This is a genomic window from Priestia sp. TGN 0903, from assembly GCF_050846855.1.
In the GTDB taxonomy this organism is placed as follows: Bacteria; Bacillota; Bacilli; order Bacillales; family Bacillaceae_H; genus Priestia; species Priestia zanthoxyli.
On record NZ_JBOZGL010000001.1, the window covers coordinates 311,377 to 329,110 of the forward strand.

Annotated in this window: 17 protein-coding genes and 2 other annotated features; of the genes, 4 read left to right on the forward strand and 13 right to left on the reverse strand. The window is 37.6% G+C overall.

Annotated features, from left to right (window positions below):
* Positions 1–9: 9 nt before the first annotated feature.
* The 7 genes from ACRPLY_RS01655 to ACRPLY_RS01685 form a co-directional block, all read right to left on the reverse strand.
* Positions 10–798 carry an MBL fold metallo-hydrolase gene (locus tag ACRPLY_RS01655; RefSeq protein WP_432231492.1) on the reverse strand — a complete coding sequence of 263 codons (789 nt, stop codon included), beginning with the start codon at positions 796–798 and terminating at the stop codon, positions 10–12.
* A gap of 184 nt (positions 799–982) precedes the next feature.
* Positions 983–1,318, reverse strand: coding sequence for an ArsR/SmtB family transcription factor (locus ACRPLY_RS01660; protein WP_034266233.1), 336 nt, complete (start codon positions 1,316–1,318; stop codon positions 983–985).
* A complete protein-coding gene (locus ACRPLY_RS01665; RefSeq protein WP_063247983.1) occupies positions 1,319–1,747 on the reverse strand; it encodes an SRPBCC family protein in 429 nt (142 codons plus the stop codon).
* A 188-nt stretch (positions 1,748–1,935) separates the two neighbouring features.
* The gene (locus ACRPLY_RS01670) at positions 1,936–2,955 is read right to left on the reverse strand and encodes an STAS domain-containing protein (protein ID WP_432231493.1); all 1,020 of its coding nucleotides are present in this window, start codon (positions 2,953–2,955) and stop codon (positions 1,936–1,938) included.
* A gap of 200 nt (positions 2,956–3,155) precedes the next feature.
* Positions 3,156–3,320: a hypothetical protein gene (locus ACRPLY_RS01675; protein ID WP_165573448.1), complete on the reverse strand. Its 165-nt coding sequence runs from the start codon at positions 3,318–3,320 to the stop codon at positions 3,156–3,158.
* Between the two features lie 236 nt (positions 3,321–3,556).
* Entirely contained in the window at positions 3,557–6,223 is a 2,667-nt protein-coding gene (locus ACRPLY_RS01680; protein WP_432231494.1) for an MMPL family transporter, read from the reverse strand.
* Positions 6,220–6,681: a MarR family winged helix-turn-helix transcriptional regulator gene (locus ACRPLY_RS01685; protein ID WP_033579007.1), complete on the reverse strand. Its 462-nt coding sequence runs from the start codon at positions 6,679–6,681 to the stop codon at positions 6,220–6,222. Before ACRPLY_RS01685 ends, ACRPLY_RS01680 begins: the two co-directional genes overlap by 4 nt.
* Positions 6,682–6,936: 255 nt before the next feature.
* On the opposite strand from ACRPLY_RS01685, the gene ACRPLY_RS01690 reads away from it, so the two are divergent.
* The gene (locus tag ACRPLY_RS01690; RefSeq protein WP_165636066.1) at positions 6,937–8,145 is read left to right on the forward strand and encodes an MFS transporter; all 1,209 of its coding nucleotides are present in this window, start codon (positions 6,937–6,939) and stop codon (positions 8,143–8,145) included.
* A 67-nt stretch (positions 8,146–8,212) separates the two neighbouring features.
* Here ACRPLY_RS01690 and ACRPLY_RS01695 read toward each other — a convergent pair whose 3' ends face one another.
* Positions 8,213–9,613, reverse strand: a complete 1,401-nt coding sequence (locus ACRPLY_RS01695) for an amino acid permease (RefSeq protein ID WP_432231495.1) — start codon at positions 9,611–9,613, stop codon at positions 8,213–8,215.
* Positions 9,614–10,001: 388 nt separating this feature from the next.
* Here ACRPLY_RS01695 and ACRPLY_RS01700 point away from each other — a divergent pair, with 388 nt between their 5' ends.
* Entirely contained in the window at positions 10,002–10,205 is a 204-nt protein-coding gene (locus ACRPLY_RS01700) for a hypothetical protein (RefSeq protein WP_260505816.1), read from the forward strand.
* 171 nt (positions 10,206–10,376) lie between these two features.
* On the opposite strand, the gene thrS is transcribed toward ACRPLY_RS01700, so the two are convergent.
* The 4 genes from thrS to ACRPLY_RS01720 form a co-directional block, all read right to left on the reverse strand.
* Positions 10,377–11,594, reverse strand: coding sequence for a threonine--tRNA ligase (gene thrS / locus ACRPLY_RS01705; RefSeq protein ID WP_033579003.1), 1,218 nt, complete (start codon positions 11,592–11,594; stop codon positions 10,377–10,379).
* Positions 11,595–11,647: 53 nt separating this feature from the next.
* Positions 11,648–11,876: a binding site (T-box leader), on the reverse strand.
* Between the two features lie 39 nt (positions 11,877–11,915).
* Positions 11,916–12,142 (reverse strand) — a binding site (T-box leader).
* 399 nt (positions 12,143–12,541) lie between these two features.
* Positions 12,542–14,284: a sulfatase-like hydrolase/transferase gene (locus ACRPLY_RS01710; protein WP_432231496.1), complete on the reverse strand. Its 1,743-nt coding sequence runs from the start codon at positions 14,282–14,284 to the stop codon at positions 12,542–12,544.
* 159 nt (positions 14,285–14,443) lie between these two features.
* A complete protein-coding gene (locus tag ACRPLY_RS01715; protein ID WP_034266212.1) occupies positions 14,444–14,644 on the reverse strand; it encodes a hypothetical protein in 201 nt (66 codons plus the stop codon).
* A 142-nt stretch (positions 14,645–14,786) separates the two neighbouring features.
* Entirely contained in the window at positions 14,787–15,245 is a 459-nt protein-coding gene (locus ACRPLY_RS01720) for a cell wall hydrolase (RefSeq protein WP_033579000.1), read from the reverse strand.
* Between the two features lie 256 nt (positions 15,246–15,501).
* Between ACRPLY_RS01720 and rpsN the strand changes: the two genes are divergently transcribed.
* Positions 15,502–15,771, forward strand: coding sequence for a 30S ribosomal protein S14 (rpsN, locus tag ACRPLY_RS01725; protein WP_432231497.1), 270 nt, complete (start codon positions 15,502–15,504; stop codon positions 15,769–15,771).
* A 94-nt stretch (positions 15,772–15,865) separates the two neighbouring features.
* A complete protein-coding gene (locus tag ACRPLY_RS01730) occupies positions 15,866–16,249 on the forward strand; it encodes a (2Fe-2S) ferredoxin domain-containing protein (protein WP_432231498.1) in 384 nt (127 codons plus the stop codon).
* Positions 16,250–16,423: 174 nt separating this feature from the next.
* Here the strand turns inward: ACRPLY_RS01730 and ACRPLY_RS01735 are convergent, their stop codons facing one another.
* Positions 16,424–17,725: a valine--pyruvate transaminase gene (locus ACRPLY_RS01735; RefSeq protein ID WP_432231499.1), complete on the reverse strand. Its 1,302-nt coding sequence runs from the start codon at positions 17,723–17,725 to the stop codon at positions 16,424–16,426.
* Positions 17,726–17,734: the final 9 nt, after the last annotated feature.

Here is a 17,734-nt window from a genome sequence, read left to right on the forward strand (position 1 = left end):
TAATTAATCTCAATACAAATAAGGTAATGAAATCTCGCGTCCGTCATAGGCAAAGCTTACGTTTTTATCTAAAAGCATCTCAGCGTGCTTTCTGATATCAATATCGTGTGATAAATGAGTGAACACCATGTTTTTTGCCTGTAACTTCACTTTAATCTCCATTGCCTCTGTCACATCATATACGGATCTTTTTTCTTTTTGAAGATATTCTTTCCAAAAAGATGTACCGAATATCAGTAAATCTAAGTGGTAAAAAGGCTCCCACTGTTCTTTTGTCACATTAAAAGAATCGGATACATACGCCCAGCGTGCGCCTTGTTTTTGATGAACCACAATGCCGTAGGAATGACCGTTAAATCCGTGATTCACTTTATGAAACGTAATGGCCGTTTCTTCGCTTTCCCACTTTAACGTGCCATTAAAGGTAAGCCCTTTTCTTTTTGCGAGATAAGGAAATCTTTTGATTAACTCATTGATGACTTCAGGCGCTCCTACGACTTCTGTACTTACATTATTCCAGTAGCATAAGTCGGCTAAATCCCCTAAACCAGCAACATGATCATTGTGAGGATGAGTAATAAACACGGTAGAAGGGATTTTTTTGTTATTGTATAAATGAAATTGATGTTTAAAATCAGGTGATACATCAATCAAACACACATTACCGTCCAGTGTGAACTGTGCACTAGGTCTTGTGCGCTGATTTAATGGATCTTTTTGCGCGCATACTTTACAGTCACATAATAATCGAGGCACTCCTTGAGCATCGCTCGTCCCATAAAATAAAAGCTTGTTCATTGCTCTGTTTCCTCCTTTTTTTCTTCTAAAGGTCTATCTTTTTATTTTAAGAAATGCCCTATGGCGTTCTGCATCTTTCTTTTATTTGTCCTTCTAGAATAAAACCAGCTTTTATGTAAAACAGCCAGTCTTTTTAACGACTGGCTTTGCTATATTCCTTATAAAAAACGTTTTTATGCTTTTTCTATTGCTTTCTTTCTTCGTCTCTTTCAACAATATGCTGAAGAATAGATAATTTGTTTGTCCAAAATTGTTCGTAGTAAGAAAGCCAATCTTTTATTTCTTTCAAAGGCTCCGGCTGAAGATGATACACTTTTTCTCTGCCTTTTTTTTGTCCATGGACTAGGTCTGCTTCTGAAAGTATATGAAGATGCTTGACAACAGCGGTACGGCTTATTGAAAAATGGGACGTTATTTCTGAAATAGGCAATTCTTTTTCAGAAAGCAGCTCAAGTACTTTTCTTCGAGTAGGATCAGCAATGGCTTGAAAGATATCATGCTTGGCAGCTGATGAAGTCATTTAGTTTTCAACAACCTTTCGAAGTTTTTCATTCACGAGACTAGTCCACCCGTAGCTCATTCTATCTCGTACCACTGAACTCTTTTCGTTTGCTTTTTCAAGAAGTGTTTCAGCTTCTTTCCAGCCGCTATGAATAAGCGTAAATTCAGTTTGATTACCCATTTCTTTTAAGGTAAACGAAACGACCCATCCATCCGTATCCCAAGAGAAAGAAAGATAGTTTGGTGCATCTATTTCTAATACTTTACACGGAGATGGTCCAAAAGGCGATTGCAAATGAAATTCATATCCTACCTGAGGCTGAAAATCATTAGGCATGAACCATTGTTGGAGCCCTTCTGCGGTTGCTACTTTATCCCAAACTTTTTGAATCGGCGCGTTAAATATTATCGTCTGTTTTACATCTTCTACTACACTTTTATCATTCATCGTTGTCTTCATTCTCCTTTTCCAAAAATAACATCAAAAGGTTTTATATGAAAATAATATAACACCTTTTGGTTTCATGTCAATTCTTCTTTCGAAAAATGAAATCCTTCAATACATCTCCGTTCTTTGATAAAGAAATTTGTTATGATGTTGAATGAGTGCATTTTGTTATATTTCAAATATATCTTTTAAACGATGCTTCGTCCGCTTTGTGCCAATGCATAGTGAATACCGTGCTGCAATGTTTGAAAACAATCATATTTTGATAAATCAATATGAGTCTTTGATATAACTAAGCCTAAGTCAGCAGAAATTCCTACTAAAATTGTTTTCGTACCAATCAGGGACGCTGCTGCACCTAATTTTTCAATAAGACTTGCCGTATATTCAGTAAGTTCTTTATCCAATCCGGTTAAATCCAGCACAAGATAATTAGCCTGATGTTTTGGGAGGTTATTTAATGTATTGACAATCAAATCTTCCGTTCGATCCTCGTCGTACTTGCCAATCAAAGGAACGACGACTATGCCTTCCAAAACCGGAATAATAGGAGAAGAAAGCTTTTTAATAAGATCTTTTAACTCTGCCGTTTTTTCTGCTACAATGCTTTGCAAATGTTCTATTTTCTGCGCTTCTTTTCTTCTCGCTAATTGATGAATATTTTGAGTAATATCAATGTTGGAAGGGAAGTATTCTACTGTGGTGCATTCATGCCCTTCTATTTGATGTTGAATCACCTTGTACCAAATGTTTGTCCCGAATAGTCCTGTGAAAATCCCTGCGTAATGGGCCGGAAGAAAATTTCCTCCTTTTGTTTTCTTTTGGGCCACGTTAATTTTATGTTCCCAACTGTCTTTTAATTCAGCAGATAGAGTTTTACTTTCAGGATTTAAATATTTGATAGTTGTTTTCCCCCATCCAGCCGAAGCGTATGTATTTGTAATTAACTCAGCCGCTTCAAAAACCGTTACGCCTTTCATATTTTGAAAGTACTCTCCTACTACTAATCCTTGTCGAAAACCAGTGGTTTCCAGTACTACCGAAGCTGCCTCTTCTCCAGATATTTCTTCGATTGTGTCAAACAATGTTTTCATCGCCGAAGAAATCCAAAAAAGAATCGCATCTTCTCCTTCAAAGCTAAATTTTCCTTTTTCTAAATCCCAAGCAAAACTAAGACCACCTATATCAATATTCTTTTTTTCACCCATGCCGGAATCTCCTTTTTATATAATCTCTATACTATAGTGGTTTTTACGTAAAAGTGAGTATGAATTACCTTGGATGCTGCTTTTTTTAATCTTATCATTATTAGCTCTAAAGGAACAATTCTTTTCAACCTACTGAGCTTGTAATAGTGGTGAAATAAAAAAAGCTTCTATTTTATGAAGAAGCTTTTCGGCTGAATTATTTAGTTTTCCTCATTCCCCTGACAGCTCGGACATTCATAAACGTGCACAAAATAAAGCCCAACATGGTGAAAACGTTTTCCTAAGCAGTCTGGACATGTGCCTGCTTCACGCATTTGTTCGCGTCGTTTTTCTCGCTGATTAGCTAAAAGATTTACAAATTTCATTAAAAAGACCTCCGCATGTTTTTGACTATAGGTTTTCCTAGTAGGAAGCCTTTTATTCGATCCGGTATATTTATCACAGCGCCTGCTTAAGTTTACTTTTAATCATGCTCAAGTTTTCTAATAGCACAAAAAAAGGATAGATAAAGCAGTCTCATGACGCTCATCTATCCTTCATTTTTACTCTATCTAATGCTTAACGTTATATCTGATTGGTGATAAAATCCAGCATATATAAGTTATTCTTCTACTTTGTATTTTTCTTTTTTTCGAAGAAACGGCCACCAGTTTCCTTCTCCAAGCGTCACGACAATCGCTGGCATAAGAAGCGGAAGAATAACAAGACCATAAAGTAAAAGACCGATGATAACAACTGTTGCTACATGAACAAGCGTTAATACACCTGATGGCATCATAGCCCCAAACGTTCCGGCTAGGATAATAGCGGCAGTAATAATAACCGACCCCATCTTACTCATAGACGTAACCATGCCTTCTGCTACGCCGCTTTTCACTTCTTCGTTAAAACGGTCTAACAAGAAAATAGAATAGTCAATTCCAAGGGCAACTAAAATAACAAAACTAAAGAATGGCACGGCCCAGCTGATTCCGTCATTCCCCATTATATCCACGAATAGAAGCTCTGAGATTCCCATTGCTGTATAATACGTAAGCAACAGTGAAGCAATCATGTATACAGGCATGATCATTGAACGGAATAAAATGGTCAAAACAATAAACAATCCAATCATCATAATAACCATTGTGCGTGAAAGATCCGTTGTAGATAAATCTTTTAAATCCGCATTTGAGCTCGATACCCCTCCGTACACAATTTCTGTATGCTCAAACGGCGTATCAACGACTTCGCTTGCCACCGCTTTTTCAATATTTTTTACGGTTGAAATGGCTTCTTCAGAATATGGATTTTGATCGAGCACTACGCTGAGCTTAACTCCTTTTCCATCTGCAAAAGAATAGTTGTCGATGGATTGTTTAAACCCTTTATCTTTCATCACTTCTGCTGGAAGATAAATACCCGTATCTCTAACTGTTGAGCTGTCACTCATGTTATCAAGCATACCTGTTGCTTTTGTTAAGCCATCTGAGATTTTCGTTAGCCCATCATTTGCACTGTCAACACCTTCTGCTAATTGATTGATACTGTCTGATAGGGTTCCGACTTGGCCTTGCTGAGCTGAAAGATTCTCATTTGCTTGTTGAAGACCGGTTTGAATGGTAGTAAGCTGTTTGCTGAGTGCTGCAAGCTGAGAAACCGCTTGCTGCACATTTCCTGTTGTAGAGAGCTGAGTGCTGACAAGCTGCAGCTGTTGATTAACTTGAGCTAATCCGTCTGCGGCAGGTGCAAGTGACCCGCCAGATTCTTTAGAAGCAGAACCCGTTTGGTCAGCTATTTGATTTAGCCCTTTTTCAATATCACTTAATCCTTTTTGTACATCTCCGATTCCTTTAACAGCATCTTTGATTCCGTCTGATACAGAGCCCAGCTGTGAATTAACATATAAATCATCAATCTTTTCTCCGGTAGGCTGTGTGATCGTCATAACAGAATCCACGTGATCCACTTTTTCAATTGCTTTGCTTATATTTCCTAAATACGGAATAACATCCGCCTTTGTTAACTCTTTATCTCCTTTAATAATAACATTGACAGGAAATGCTTTTCCTTCTCCCAGTGCGTCACTGATAGCATTTAGTCCTTTTATAGATTTATAATCACTGCTTATTTCAGCAGTAGAATCAAACGATACTTTTGAGTCATACGTTACAATAAAAGGCACGGTAATAATCGCTGTAATGACTAAAAATACGAACGGTCGCGCTACTGCCTTTCTTCCTAAAAACCCCCACAGCTTATTATCGCTATGAGAAGCCACTTTTTTAGACGGCCAAAATAATTTTTCTCCAAGGGTAACCATAAAAAGTGGCAGCAAGGTAAATAAAATCACTAGCAGCACACCAACTCCCACTGCTACGCCAACGGCCGATTGGAAAATAGCAAACTTGGCAAATCCAATGGCTGCAAAACCAATAAATACGGCAATTCCGCTGATGAATAACGTTCTTCCTGCTGTACGGTAAGCCGTGATCGTGGCTTCTACTTTATCATGTCCGTTAGCCAATTCTTCACGGAAACGGTTAAGTAAAAGAATGCAGTAATCCGTACCTATTCCAAACAAAATAGCTACTAAGAACGTTTGCGTGAACGTTGAGATTGGAAAATCGACATTTTTAACTAAAATACCTAGTAACGATTGACTGATTAAGTATGTGATTCCCACAATTAAAATAGGAATAAACGGCGTCACGACTGAACGGAAAACGAGTAGAAGCAAACCTAAAATCAAGAAGATAGTAATAAACTCGGTTTTCTTTAACCCTTCTTCTGAACTGTGTGCAAAATCCTGATTAATAAGAGATGCACCTGTTACATATGCCGTAACGTCTTTTGGCACGCTGTCATAAATCTGATTCGCTATTTTTTCAACTTTTTCATCCGATCCACTGACAGTAACCGGAACTAAAACGGTTTTTTTGTCTTTAGACATTAATTGGTTACGAACATCTTGATCATCTGTTAAAGGCGTTGTAACATCTTTTACACCTTTAATTTTCTCTGTCTTATCAATGATTTTCTGTATCTGTTTCTCACTATCTTTATCTAATGCGTTATCTAGCTTGATCACCATGCTGATGGTGTTACTGTCTTCCCCAGCATTTTTGAGAATTTGGCTGGCCCTAGATGAAACGGCATCATCAGGAAGCTGAGACTGTCCTTTTTCACTTGCGAGCTTTGTTAAATTGGGTGCCGTTAGCATCAATATGACCGTTAAAGCTAAAATAAAGGCCGCAATCACCCATTTAAATTTCACAATAAATTTCATTTTTTGCTTTCCCCTTTTATAGTTAACTTTTCTTTTGCCATTGTAAGAATTTCAATAAATGTATCTATTTTTTCTTCTTCTACATCATCAAACAAATTCTCAATGATACTAAAACACGCGGCATTTCCGTCATGTATTACCTTTTCTCCTTCAGCCGTAATCTTAATAAGCTTAGAACGTTTATCGCTCTCTAGTTCATTAGTGTCCCACTCCACAAGCCCTTTTTCGAGCAGTTTTTTAATTCGATTCGAAATGGCACTTTTATGAACACCTTGCAAGACAGCGAGACTGCCAGGTGAAGACGGGCCTTTAATCATTAAACTATTTAACAAATCAAACTGCTGCCTTGAGACATGTTCGAAGAGGTTATGGCTCAGCTCTCTGTGAATGACTTCTGTTCCTACAAACAGCACTTCTTCAAAAAGTTCTACAGCTTGATATAACTTGCTTTTCGTCACTTCTTTCCCTCCTTTGCTCATTTAGTTTATAGGTATAAACTATTCAACTTTAAAAATAGTTTATAGGACTAAACTTTATTCTGTCAATAAATTTATGTCTGACTGTCTTCATATATGATAAAGATAAACGGAATCCCAAAAGATACCGCTTACATCAGCTTTTTTGGTTGTCAAAGCTCGATCACTTAAGTATTATTAGTAATTGACTTCTTTTCAAGGAGATATAAATTTTATACACAGAAAGGGTGATCATACATGAATACAATGCATACTAATGAGCAGGTCAGTAAGAAAGATTCCTTTCCAATTGCTCTTATCTCGTTGACTCTTGGAGCTTTTGCTATTGGAATGACGGAATTCGTTATTATGGGGATACTGCCTAACGTTGCAGAAGACCTTCATGTTAGCATTTCGACTGCTGGTCAGCTAATTACGAGCTATGCTTTAGGAGTAGCGATTGGCGCGCCAATTTTAACCATTTTCACTCATCGACTTCCTCAAAAGCTTCTGCTTTGTTTACTCATGCTTTTATTTATTCTCGGAAATGCGATTGCTATTATTGCACCTAACTATGGAATTTTGATGGGAGCTCGTTTAGTTACGGCGTTATGTCACGGTACTTTCTTTGGAGTAGGCGCTGTTATTGCTTCACGGCTCGTACAACCGCATAAGCGAGCAAGTGCTGTTGCAACGATGATGGCAGGTTTAACCATTGCAAATATCATCGGCGTTCCTGTAGGAACATTTATTGGCCAACACTTAGGTTGGAGAGCTTCGTTTGGGGCTATTACCATTATGGGAATCATTGCATTTATCGGTATTATTCTGTTTATCCCAAAGCTTGGTCAAGAAAAATTAACGGGTCTAAAACAGCAGTTTGCTGCTTTTAGCCAACCAAAACTTCTTGTGATGCTTCTTTTAAGTGCAATAGGGTGCGGTAGCTTATTTACTGTATTTACGTACATTACACCGCTTCTTGAAGACGTTACGGGAGTAAGTGAACACAGCGTTACGTGGATACTTGTATTGTACGGATGCGGCGTTACGCTTGGAAATGTTGTTGGAGGAAAGCTTGCAGATTGGAAGTTAATGCCTTCGGTTGTAGGTATCTTTGCTTTTCTTTGTATTGTGCTGACTATTTTTACGTTTACTGTCAAAAGCCCAGCAGCAGCGATTATCACGCTGTTTTTCTGGGGAGCAGCAGCATTTGCTGTAATGCCTGGTATTCAAGTGAAAATTATGAACTTAGCACAGGAAGCACCTGCTTTAGCTTCTACTTCGAATCACTCATTTGCTAACTTAGGAAATGCTTTTGGCGCCTTTTTCGGAGGCGTAATTATTAACCATATGGGACTTACTTCACTTCCTTGGGTTGGCGCCATTTTTGTAGGAACGGCTTTTGTTATTAGCACTTGTCTGTTTATTGTGGAAACACGCAAAAAACATAGTGAACAATCGTCCTAACTGTCTAACAACTGAACAAAAAGCAAAAAAAAGAGCCTTTCTTGGATGAAAGGCTCTTTTTTTGCTTCTAACTCGCTTTTTTCATTTCTTTACTTGTTAATCGACTGTGTTTACGAGAATAACCTATATACACAAATATACCAAGCACAATCCATATGCTAAAATATAGCCATGTTGTTTTAGGAAGATTAATCATTAAAAATAAACAAGATAATACAGATAAAATTGGTAAAACCGGGACAAACGGCATTGTAAATCCACGTTTTAAAGTTGGGTGCGTTTTGCGTAAGATGATAATGCTGACGCCCACCATACCGAAAGTTAAAAGGGCTCCGATATTTGCTAAATTCGCAAGTTCTTTTAAATCGATAAATCCTGAAATTAACGCTCCGATAATTCCTACTAGCCAAGTGGAGAGAATCGGAACTCCCGTTTTCTCATTTGTTTTAGCAAATGCTTTTGGTAGCAAGCCGTCGCGGCTCATTGAGAATAAAATTCGTGTTGCTGCATAAATGTAGGCGAAAATAACAGCCATAATCCCAATGACAGCTCCTGCAGCAATAACTCCTGCCACTGCATTTTGTCCTACTGAATGAAGAACATAGGCCATTGCTTCTGGAACATTCAGTTCCTTGTAAGAAACAACCCCTGTCATAACAAGGCATACCGCTACATAAATAATCGTGCAGATCACGAGTGAACTAATAATTCCAATTGGCAAATTGCGCTGTGGGTTCTTTACTTCTTCTGCTGATGTAGATAAAGCATCAAAACCTAAGAAAGCAAAAAATACGGCCGCTCCCCCTGTCACAACCCCTCCAATTCCATAAGGCATAAAAGGAGTCCAATTAGACGGCTTCACATAAAAAGCCCCTACAATAATAAAGAGAAGGATAATAAATAATTTAACAAGTACCATAAAATTATTCACTTTTTTACTTTCTTTAGTTCCCCTTGAAAGCAGCCATGTAATAAGAAGGGTAATACAAATAGCAGGAAGGTTCACCAGGCCTCCATTTGCAGGGATCGTAATCAATTCTTTTGGGAGTGAAAAACCAAAGCCTTCTAAAAAATTATTAAAATAAGAAGACCATCCATTTGCTACTGCTGACATCGTTAATAAATAGACGGAAAGCAATGTCCATCCCATTAAGTGTGCTACCACTTCGCCGATGGTTGCATATGTATAGGTGTAAACGCTCCCAGATACAGGTATAGTTGAAGCAAATTCCGCATAGCACAGCGCTGCAAAACCGCATACAATAGAAGCCAGTATAAAAGAAAAAATAACGGCTGGCCCCGCATCGTTAGCAGCTACTAAGCCTGTTAAAACTAAAACCCCCGTTCCTATTACGGCTCCAATACCAAGAAGAGTCAAATCGAATGCCCCTAATGTTTTGACTAGAGATTTGTTTTGACTTTGTTCTAATAATTGCTCGATTGACTTCTTTTCAAATAGTTTTCCCATTGCACTCTCTCCTCTCTGTTGCCACTCATCCATTAAAAAACTTAAAAATGACGTCTTTTCCTATTTGACTACGCGTTTTTACTTCAGATACAGAAGTAATTATATAGAAATAATTACTAACTTGTCTATTAGTATACTAATATCATTATATATATTTCAAGAGTTTTTGTAAGCGATTTCTTAATCTCTCTCTATTTTGGCTTTATCAACTAAATAAAGAAATCATCATTGTGATTATGTATAATAAGTTTGAATAAAATTAATATTCTAAAAAATAAATCGGTTCATTTTCAGATAGTTTTTTCGCTGCCTATCTTCAAATATAAATTCCTGACATAGGGATTATTTACAGAACGATGAATGTTTTACCTTAACGGGTGTTATAATGATGAAAACTGAAGTGTATGAAGGGCGGAGAGAGATGCTTAACTTACTTATTGGCTGTATTTTATTAGCATTAGGAGTGTACTTTATGTTTAAATTTCTTTTTTATTCTCCTTCTAAAAAGAAGCGAGGTCAGCAACCTATGAACAAATTGTCAAATGAAGATTCAGCTCCATCAAATGCAAACGATTCGAATGGGATAAGATAATTTTTTTCACAAAATACCGGCGTTTGTCTAAGGCAAAAGTTATACTGCCGATATATAATATCTTATACCCTTCTAGTTCAATATTCCCTTCATTTTGGTGTAAGACAAGATGAAGGGAATCACTATCCGACTTAAAAAATCGGATTTTTCTATTTAGCAAGGTAAATGGCCTCAATAAACTCTGTTTGAATCCATTTCTTTATTCAAGTGTACAGCTGCCTCTTCAACACTTACTGTTCCAATGTTTTTCTTCCCGTGCTTTCGCATAGCAAGCGATTTATTTTCTACTTCTTTATCTCCTATTACGGCCATATAAGGAACTTTGAGCATTTCGGCTTCTCTAATTTTCAGACCTATTTTTTCAATACGATCATCCACTTCAACACGATACCCTTGTGACTCCAGCTCGTGTTTCACCTTGTACGCATATTCCACATGCGGCGGTGCAATAGGCAAAAGCTTAAATTGAACTGGAGCTAACCAAAGAGGAAATTGACCTTCATAATGTTCAATCAAGATGGCCATAAAACGTTCAACGGAACCGTATATAGCGCGGTGAATCATTACAGGACGATGCGGTTTATTGTCTTCTCCAATATACATACAGTCAAACTTCTCTGGCATTAAGAAATCAAGCTGAACTGTTCCGCACTGCCAGCTGCGGCCTAAGGAGTCTAAAATATGAAAATCGATTTTCGGCCCGTAAAAAGCCCCGTCTCCTTCATTCACCTGGTAGTCTAATCCTTTTTCATTTAGCACAGATTGAAGCGACTTTTCCGCTTGATTCCATGTTTCAATATCTCCCATAAATTTTTCAGGACGTGTGGATAGTTCCACTTTGTAATCAAAGCCAAAATGTGAATAAAAGTCATGGATAAACGCTAGAATGCGGCTAATCTCAGCTTCAATCTGATTAAGTTCTACGAATAAATGCGCATCGTCCTGTGTGAATGACCGGACTCTTAGCAGTCCGTTTAAAGAGCCCGAAAGCTCGTGACGGTGAACCAATCCAAGTTCTGCGTATCGAATCGGAAGTTCTCGATAGCTTCTTCGCTTGCTGTTAAACAATAAAATGGCTCCCGGACAATTCATCGGTTTAATCGCATAGTTTTGTTTGTCAACATTTGAAAAATACATATTTTCATGATAGTGTTCCCAATGCCCTGATTGTTCCCATAGCTCCTGTTTCATCATGATGGGAGTTTTTATCTCTTGATAGCCTGCTTTGTAATGCTTTTGTTTCCAGTAGTTTTCTAACTCATTTCGAACAATCATTCCGTTAGGTAAGAAAAACGGCATACCAGGAGCTTCTTCCATCGACATAAACAGCTCCAGTTCTTGACCTAATTTTTGATGATTTCGTTTTTCTGCTTCCATTTGTTTTGACATGTTCATTCCTCCAATATGTTTTTATTCAACAAAAAAACCGCACTCATCCCTAGTAAAGGGACGAATGCGGCCGTGGTACCACCCTAATTCCGTAAAATACCTGTATGCATTTTACGCTTAAAAAGATAACGGTTTTACCGGTTGCAGTTTCAGTGTATACACATTCCCCGCCGCAGCTCCAAGGTGGTAAATTCATTTCGTTTTCTAAGGGTTCTCAGCCAGTGACCCTACTCTCTGTAAAGAAAATCCAAAAATGATTCATGTCCTTTTCAATGCTTGTATATTCATTTTTTCTACATAAAAAACCGCACTCATCCCTAGTGAAGGGACGAATGCGGTCGTGGTACCACCCTAATTCCGTAAAATACCTGTATGCATTTTACGCTCAAAAAAGATAACGGTTTTACCGATTGCAGTTTCAGTTATGCACATTCCCTGCAATAGCTCTAAGGTGGTAAATTAGATGATTTCTTAAGGGCTCCCAGCCGCTGACCCTATTCTCTGCGAAGAAAACGGCACCTAATTCATGTCCTTTTCATTGCCAAATAATGTTTGTTAGTTGTTAAAAGTGATTATAGTGTATAAATTTTACAGAAGTCAAGAAATAATTTTTATTTTTTAATATTATAGAATTAATTTATGCTTAAATTCCCGAAAAGTTACTTAGGAATATATGGGCTTAAAAAGTTTTTTATTATAATATTAACACCTGCATTTTATTTTGTTTTTACCTTTATTTTGTAAAAATAAAGGCAAAAAAGAAAGATATTACAAGCACTTATTTGCTTTATCTAAGTATTATTAACGAATTAAAATCCAGTACTGCTCAAATCAGAATAAGTAACATAGCACAAGTATCATCAGTTTTTTTATTTATATACTAAAATATTAAATATACCTTTTTCTACTTACACCAATATTAGGCTTGAACTCGTCGAAACTATTTTTTATCTATCTTTAGACGGAAGCCCCTGGTACATGCTTCCACTTTGCGGAAAAATCCGTTTTTTCCTGAGTTGTTCTTTAAGAATAACATCAAGCTGCCGCTGAATTTTCCTTGTTTCATTTGTTGAAAAATACGGGTAAGCCAAATTTACTGTTTCTAACGGATCCTTGGTCAAATTGTACATTTCAATTTGATCCGGAACCGATGTTTCTTTAAGGTTAGTAAGATCTACCGGGTAACTTTCATATTGCTCTCGGTGGATGACTTCATCTTTTTCGTTAGGTGCTGACCGAAATTGCGGATTATCATGGTATCGAGCGTATTTCCAGATTTCCTTTCCTGCGGCTGATTGAAACTCGACAATGACCGCTTGAATGTGATTAGGCTGAACGACTGACGGATAGCTTTCTCCTAAAAAATTTGTTTGGTGAAGTCCTTTTGTCGGGTCATCATCCGTCATAAAGAAAATCGGTGCTTTTTCTTTATAGAGCGATGTTTCTCCTCGCAACGTTCCTGAGAGGTCTCGCCCAACAAATGGATGTACTTCCGTATGACTTTTTTGCAATTGCTTTTGAACAGCGGAAACATCGATATTAGCCAAGCTAAGCATTGTCGGGATCAAGTCAACATGACTAGTCAGCACGTCTGTACGTTGATAACTAGGAAACAAATGCTTGTTATGAATGAGAAGCGGCACGTGAATCGACTCTTCATACATGTTGTACCATTTTTGATGTAGTCCTCCGTGAGCCCCAAGCAAATCACCGTGATCCGACGTGAAAATAATAATGGTATTGTCATAGAACGAAGATTGTTCTATAGTCCGAAGGACTTTCAAAATTTGTTTATCAACATTTTTTTGAAGCTGATAATATAAGCGCCGGTAGAAACTAGAATTTGGCGTCGGCTGCAGCGCTTTTGGGTAGATGTATTTATAGCTGCTTTGAGCGCTAGGCTTCGTTTGTAAAGATTCTCTAATAGTAGGTGGCGGCTCGATGTTCGGAATTGTCTCATCAATAGAAAACTGAAACATAGCAAGGTGTTTGGTGATTGCTCCGAACAGCGCAATGTCATGCGGGTTCACAAACGAAGCTACTATGAGCCAAGGCTGCGCAGTCTTTTGATATTCTAATCGTTGAATAAGCTCTATGATTTCCTCTGCATATATTTCGTCTCGTCCACTCACTCCAATGGCCGCAGATGAACCAGAATTGTGCGGGTTTCTCCCTTCCGGCTCTGGACCAATCCACCCTGAAAAACCAAACTTTTCAAGCTTATTAGCCCGTTGATAGAGGCGCTCTTTTTCTGGATCCGGTATTCCTGTTTGCATCTCGTAGCTAGAAAAAACGTTATGTGTTCCTGGAATTAAGATGTTCTCATCAGAAATATGCCATTTTCCTTTATAAAAGGTTTGATACCCAGCCTGCTTAAAATAATCTCCCATCGTTGGGACGGTATTAGGCTGCAGCCAAAACATATCAGGATCTTGTGACTTCTTTGCGATACCTTGCGTTTGGGTCACTCCGTGCAAGGAAGGGTACTGCCCTGTAAACAATGTAGCTCGACTCGGTGAACAGGCTGTAGAACCGACGTAGTGACGAGTAAACCCCATTCCATGCTGTTTTAAAAATTCATGTGCTTTTAAATGTTTTTTTCGCCACTTTTTTACTTCTTTACTTTCATATACGGGTGGAAATCGTTCTTCGTCCACCATAATCAACAAAAAATTAGGCTGCTCTTTCATGTTTACTCCTCCGCGTGTTTATCAAATGTTCTGTATTGATAAACTATGTAAAAAGTACTTTTTTTAGAAGAACGGAGTAAGGTTCATGTCTTTTTATACCCAAACAAAAAAAGACTTAGAGGATTTCTCTAAGTCTTTCATAACGCGTTTCGATATTCCTTATTTTTTGTATGCTTTTAGCTGCTGATTTCGTTTATAGGTACCCATTATACTAGGTATACCTACAATTATGCTTATCATAAAACTCCACATCATGTAGCGCCAATCCCCTGTAACAAGCGCTACTCCCATAAAAAAAATGAGCTGACCAACAAGAGCTAACCATGAAGCTATCCAAGCAAACATCATATTCTCTTTCAAGTTATCACCTCATATTTTTAATTACGAATGACTTCTTTTATTTTACCATAAAATTCTAATTTCAAAGGTTGTTCTACTGTTTATGCTATGTACATAACTAAAAAAGCTAATGACAGCACGTAGCTAGCCATTAGCTTTTTTATTATTTTGCAAATACATGATGCCCTATTTTAATTGTTTCTTGTTTTTGGCGCAGCCATTGATCTCCCGTTTTATCAGGATTAAAGAAGAATAATGAACCTTTTCCTTGACCTTGGAAGTTAATTGCTTCTTCTACAGCTTTTTTTGAACCTTTGTCTGCAGGTTTATTAATTTGACCGTTGCTGACTGGGCTGTACTGACCTTTTTGATAAATAACGCCTTTTACAGTGTCAGGGAATTTGCTGCTGTCGACTCTATTTAATACAACTGTTGCCACGGCTACTTTACCTGCGTACGGCTCTCCTTTGGCTTCAGCTGATACAAGACGAGCTAATAATTCTTTATCATTTTTATTTACTTGAATGTGCTGTTCATGTGCGGGCGCTGCAGCAAATGCTGAGTAACCTGCACCAAAACTTGGGATAAGCATTGCGATAGCAATCACTAATTTCTTCATCATAAAAATAAAAGCCTCCTTGCTATTTCTTGACGTGGTTCATATGCTAGCAGAAATATAGGAGTCTTTCATTGCAAAAAATTATCCAATTCCAAAAAAATTGGATGTTCCTGTTCTTCTTCAGTTGTTTTTAACAGTATAAAACGGCGGTCTGGATTATAAGTATTAGTTGCATTTACTTCATTAGTGGTTTATGATGTAAAAATACAAATAGTAATGATTACGATTTAAGAGAGTGTTTTAAGAAAGGATGGATGATTTGGCTAAAAAATCAAAAATAGCGAAAGAAAAGAAACGACAAGCACTTGTCAAAAAATACGCTGAGTTAAGAAAACAATTAAAGGAAGAAGGAAATTATGATGAACTACAAAAGCTCCCGAGAGATTCTTCCCCTACTCACCTGCATAACCGCTGTGAGGTAACGGGAAGGCCTCGTGGATATTTGCGTAAGTTTAAACTTTCTCGAATTGCTTTTAGAGAATTAGCTCACAAGGGACAGCTTCCTGGAGTGAAAAAATCAAGCTGGTAAATTTCTAATTAAGTAAAGGCAGCCTTTTTGGCTAAAAAAAAGAATGAACACGCCTTGTAAATCGTAATCATTACTTTTAGTAGGAGGAATTAATATGGCTACATGGAACTTAGATACAACGAAGCATCACGTTCTCATTTGCAATGGAAGCAGCTGCAATCGGGTTGGAGCCGAAGAAGTTACACAAGCGATTCGAAGTGAGATAGCCAATCAAGAATTAGATCCGTACATACACACTACTCGCACTCGATGTAATGGCAGATGCCACGATAAATGCGTCGTTATTTCCTATCCAGACGGTATTTGGTATAAAGATGTGAAACCTCAGGATGCACGAGAGCTTATTAACTCATTAAAGAAGGATCAGCCTTTTTGGAAAAAAATAAGCCATACTTTTTGCGAAGAAGGTTTTCAGCGAACGGAAGGTACTGTGAAAGGTATCTCAAAAGAAAAAAGAAACCGTCATCAACGTATCTAAAAAACTTTAATTTACAACAGCGAGAACATAGCCCTTGTAAGATTACCAACGAACAGAGAAACATCATTAAAAATGTTTGTTTGTTCTCTCTGATTCACCTGTTACTTAATCTAAACACCAAAAGCCGCTTCTGGTGAACAGGGCGGCTCTTGTCATCTTTAAATATCTAAGAAATTATATTTTCTCTGTTTCAAATATGGAATTTGAACTGTATATTTTCTTAACTACTGATGAAAGAATGTGGATTCCTTTTTTTAACTCCTCATCTGTAGCGGTAAGACTTATACGAATGCACTCCCGGTTGTGAGGAGAAGATTGGCTGCCGTGAAAGAATGATCCGCCTGGTACTACAATCAAGTTTTCTGCTTTTAATTTATTGTATAGATCGTTATCACTGAAAGGCAAACCTTCCAACCAAAGCCAACCAAATAACGAACCTTCCGCTTTGTGCAAATACCAAGGAATATCATCCGGCATATGTGTAGTTAAAAGGTTTTTTAAATAATCATGTTTTTGTTTATAATGAGTTCTTATATAGTTAGCTGAAATTCCAGCTAACTTTCCGCTCTTCAAGGTGTTAACCACCATTCGTTGACCTAGCCTAGAAGAGTGAATCAAGATATTTGATTGAAAAGCTTCCATTACTTTTATAAAGTCACTTTTCCCTATAGCAATCCCTATCCTCTCTCCAGGCAAGCCGGCTTTAGAAAGACTCATGCAGTGAATGATGTTGCCATGTATAATTGGATTCATTTCAACAAAGTTCATAGCCGGAAAAGGAGGTGCGTACGCTGAATCAATTAGCAATGGAATGTGATAGTCCTTGCATACTTTGGATATAAAATGTACGGCTTCTTTTGAAAGAATGTTGCCGCTTGGATTATTAGGTCTTGATAATACGACAGCTCCGATGTCTGGGTCCTGAGCTATTTTATCTTTGAATGCCTGTCTATTAAATTTATAGCGAAACGTGTGATGATCAAGCTTTGAGACGACCGGAGGAATTCCTTCTATTATACCTTCCTCTAGTGCCACTCCGCTGTACCCAGCGTAATCTGGCAGCATAGGTATTAATGCTTTTTTTACTCTTCCTTCTTTACTTGTACCGCAAAACGAATTTAAAGCTAAAAAAAACAGATTTTGACTTCCCGACGTGATCAAGACTTGTTCTCTGTCCAGTTTAATACGATAACTCGTAAAGAAGTATTCTCTTATGCAATCAATTAATTCATGCGTACCGTAACTAGAACCATATTGGCTAATCAAATTTTTTAGTTGTTTGTCGTTCACAATATCTTTTAAAGCTTCTTCCCACATTTCATAAACTTGAGGGAGGATGGCAGGGTTGCCAGCACTTAAATTTACATATTGATTGAGATCAGAATTGAGCACTTCTTGGATGTCATGCATAATCGCGCGAACGCCTACTTTATTAGTCATTTTGCTTCCTATTTTACTTAAATGCAAACCAGTCACTAGTGCACC

Bases quoted from the DNA above. Each gene is read 5' to 3' on its own strand.
- thrS (WP_033579003.1), bottom strand. From the start codon at position 11,594: ATGTCAAAACAAATGGAAGCAGAAAAACGAAATCATCAAAAATTAGGT.
- ACRPLY_RS01675 (WP_165573448.1), bottom strand. From the start codon at position 3,320: ATGAAATTTGTAAATCTTTTAGCTAATCAGCGAGAAAAACGACGCGAA.
- ACRPLY_RS01680 (WP_432231494.1), bottom strand. From the start codon at position 6,223: ATGAAATTTATTGTGAAATTTAAATGGGTGATTGCGGCCTTTATTTTA.
- ACRPLY_RS01720 (WP_033579000.1), bottom strand. From the start codon at position 15,245: ATGATGAAGAAATTAGTGATTGCTATCGCAATGCTTATCCCAAGTTTT.
- ACRPLY_RS01670 (WP_432231493.1), bottom strand. From the start codon at position 2,955: ATGGGTGAAAAAAAGAATATTGATATAGGTGGTCTTAGTTTTGCTTGG.
- ACRPLY_RS01665 (WP_063247983.1), bottom strand. From the start codon at position 1,747: ATGAATGATAAAAGTGTAGTAGAAGATGTAAAACAGACGATAATATTT.
- ACRPLY_RS01690 (WP_165636066.1), top strand. From the start codon at position 6,937: ATGAATACAATGCATACTAATGAGCAGGTCAGTAAGAAAGATTCCTTT.
- ACRPLY_RS01700 (WP_260505816.1), top strand. From the start codon at position 10,002: ATGAAAACTGAAGTGTATGAAGGGCGGAGAGAGATGCTTAACTTACTT.
- ACRPLY_RS01730 (WP_432231498.1), top strand. From the start codon at position 15,866: ATGGCTACATGGAACTTAGATACAACGAAGCATCACGTTCTCATTTGC.
- ACRPLY_RS01710 (WP_432231496.1), bottom strand. From the start codon at position 14,284: ATGAAAGAGCAGCCTAATTTTTTGTTGATTATGGTGGACGAAGAACGA.
- ACRPLY_RS01695 (WP_432231495.1), bottom strand. From the start codon at position 9,613: ATGGGAAAACTATTTGAAAAGAAGTCAATCGAGCAATTATTAGAACAA.
- ACRPLY_RS01655 (WP_432231492.1), bottom strand. From the start codon at position 798: ATGAACAAGCTTTTATTTTATGGGACGAGCGATGCTCAAGGAGTGCCT.
- ACRPLY_RS01660 (WP_034266233.1), bottom strand. From the start codon at position 1,318: ATGACTTCATCAGCTGCCAAGCATGATATCTTTCAAGCCATTGCTGAT.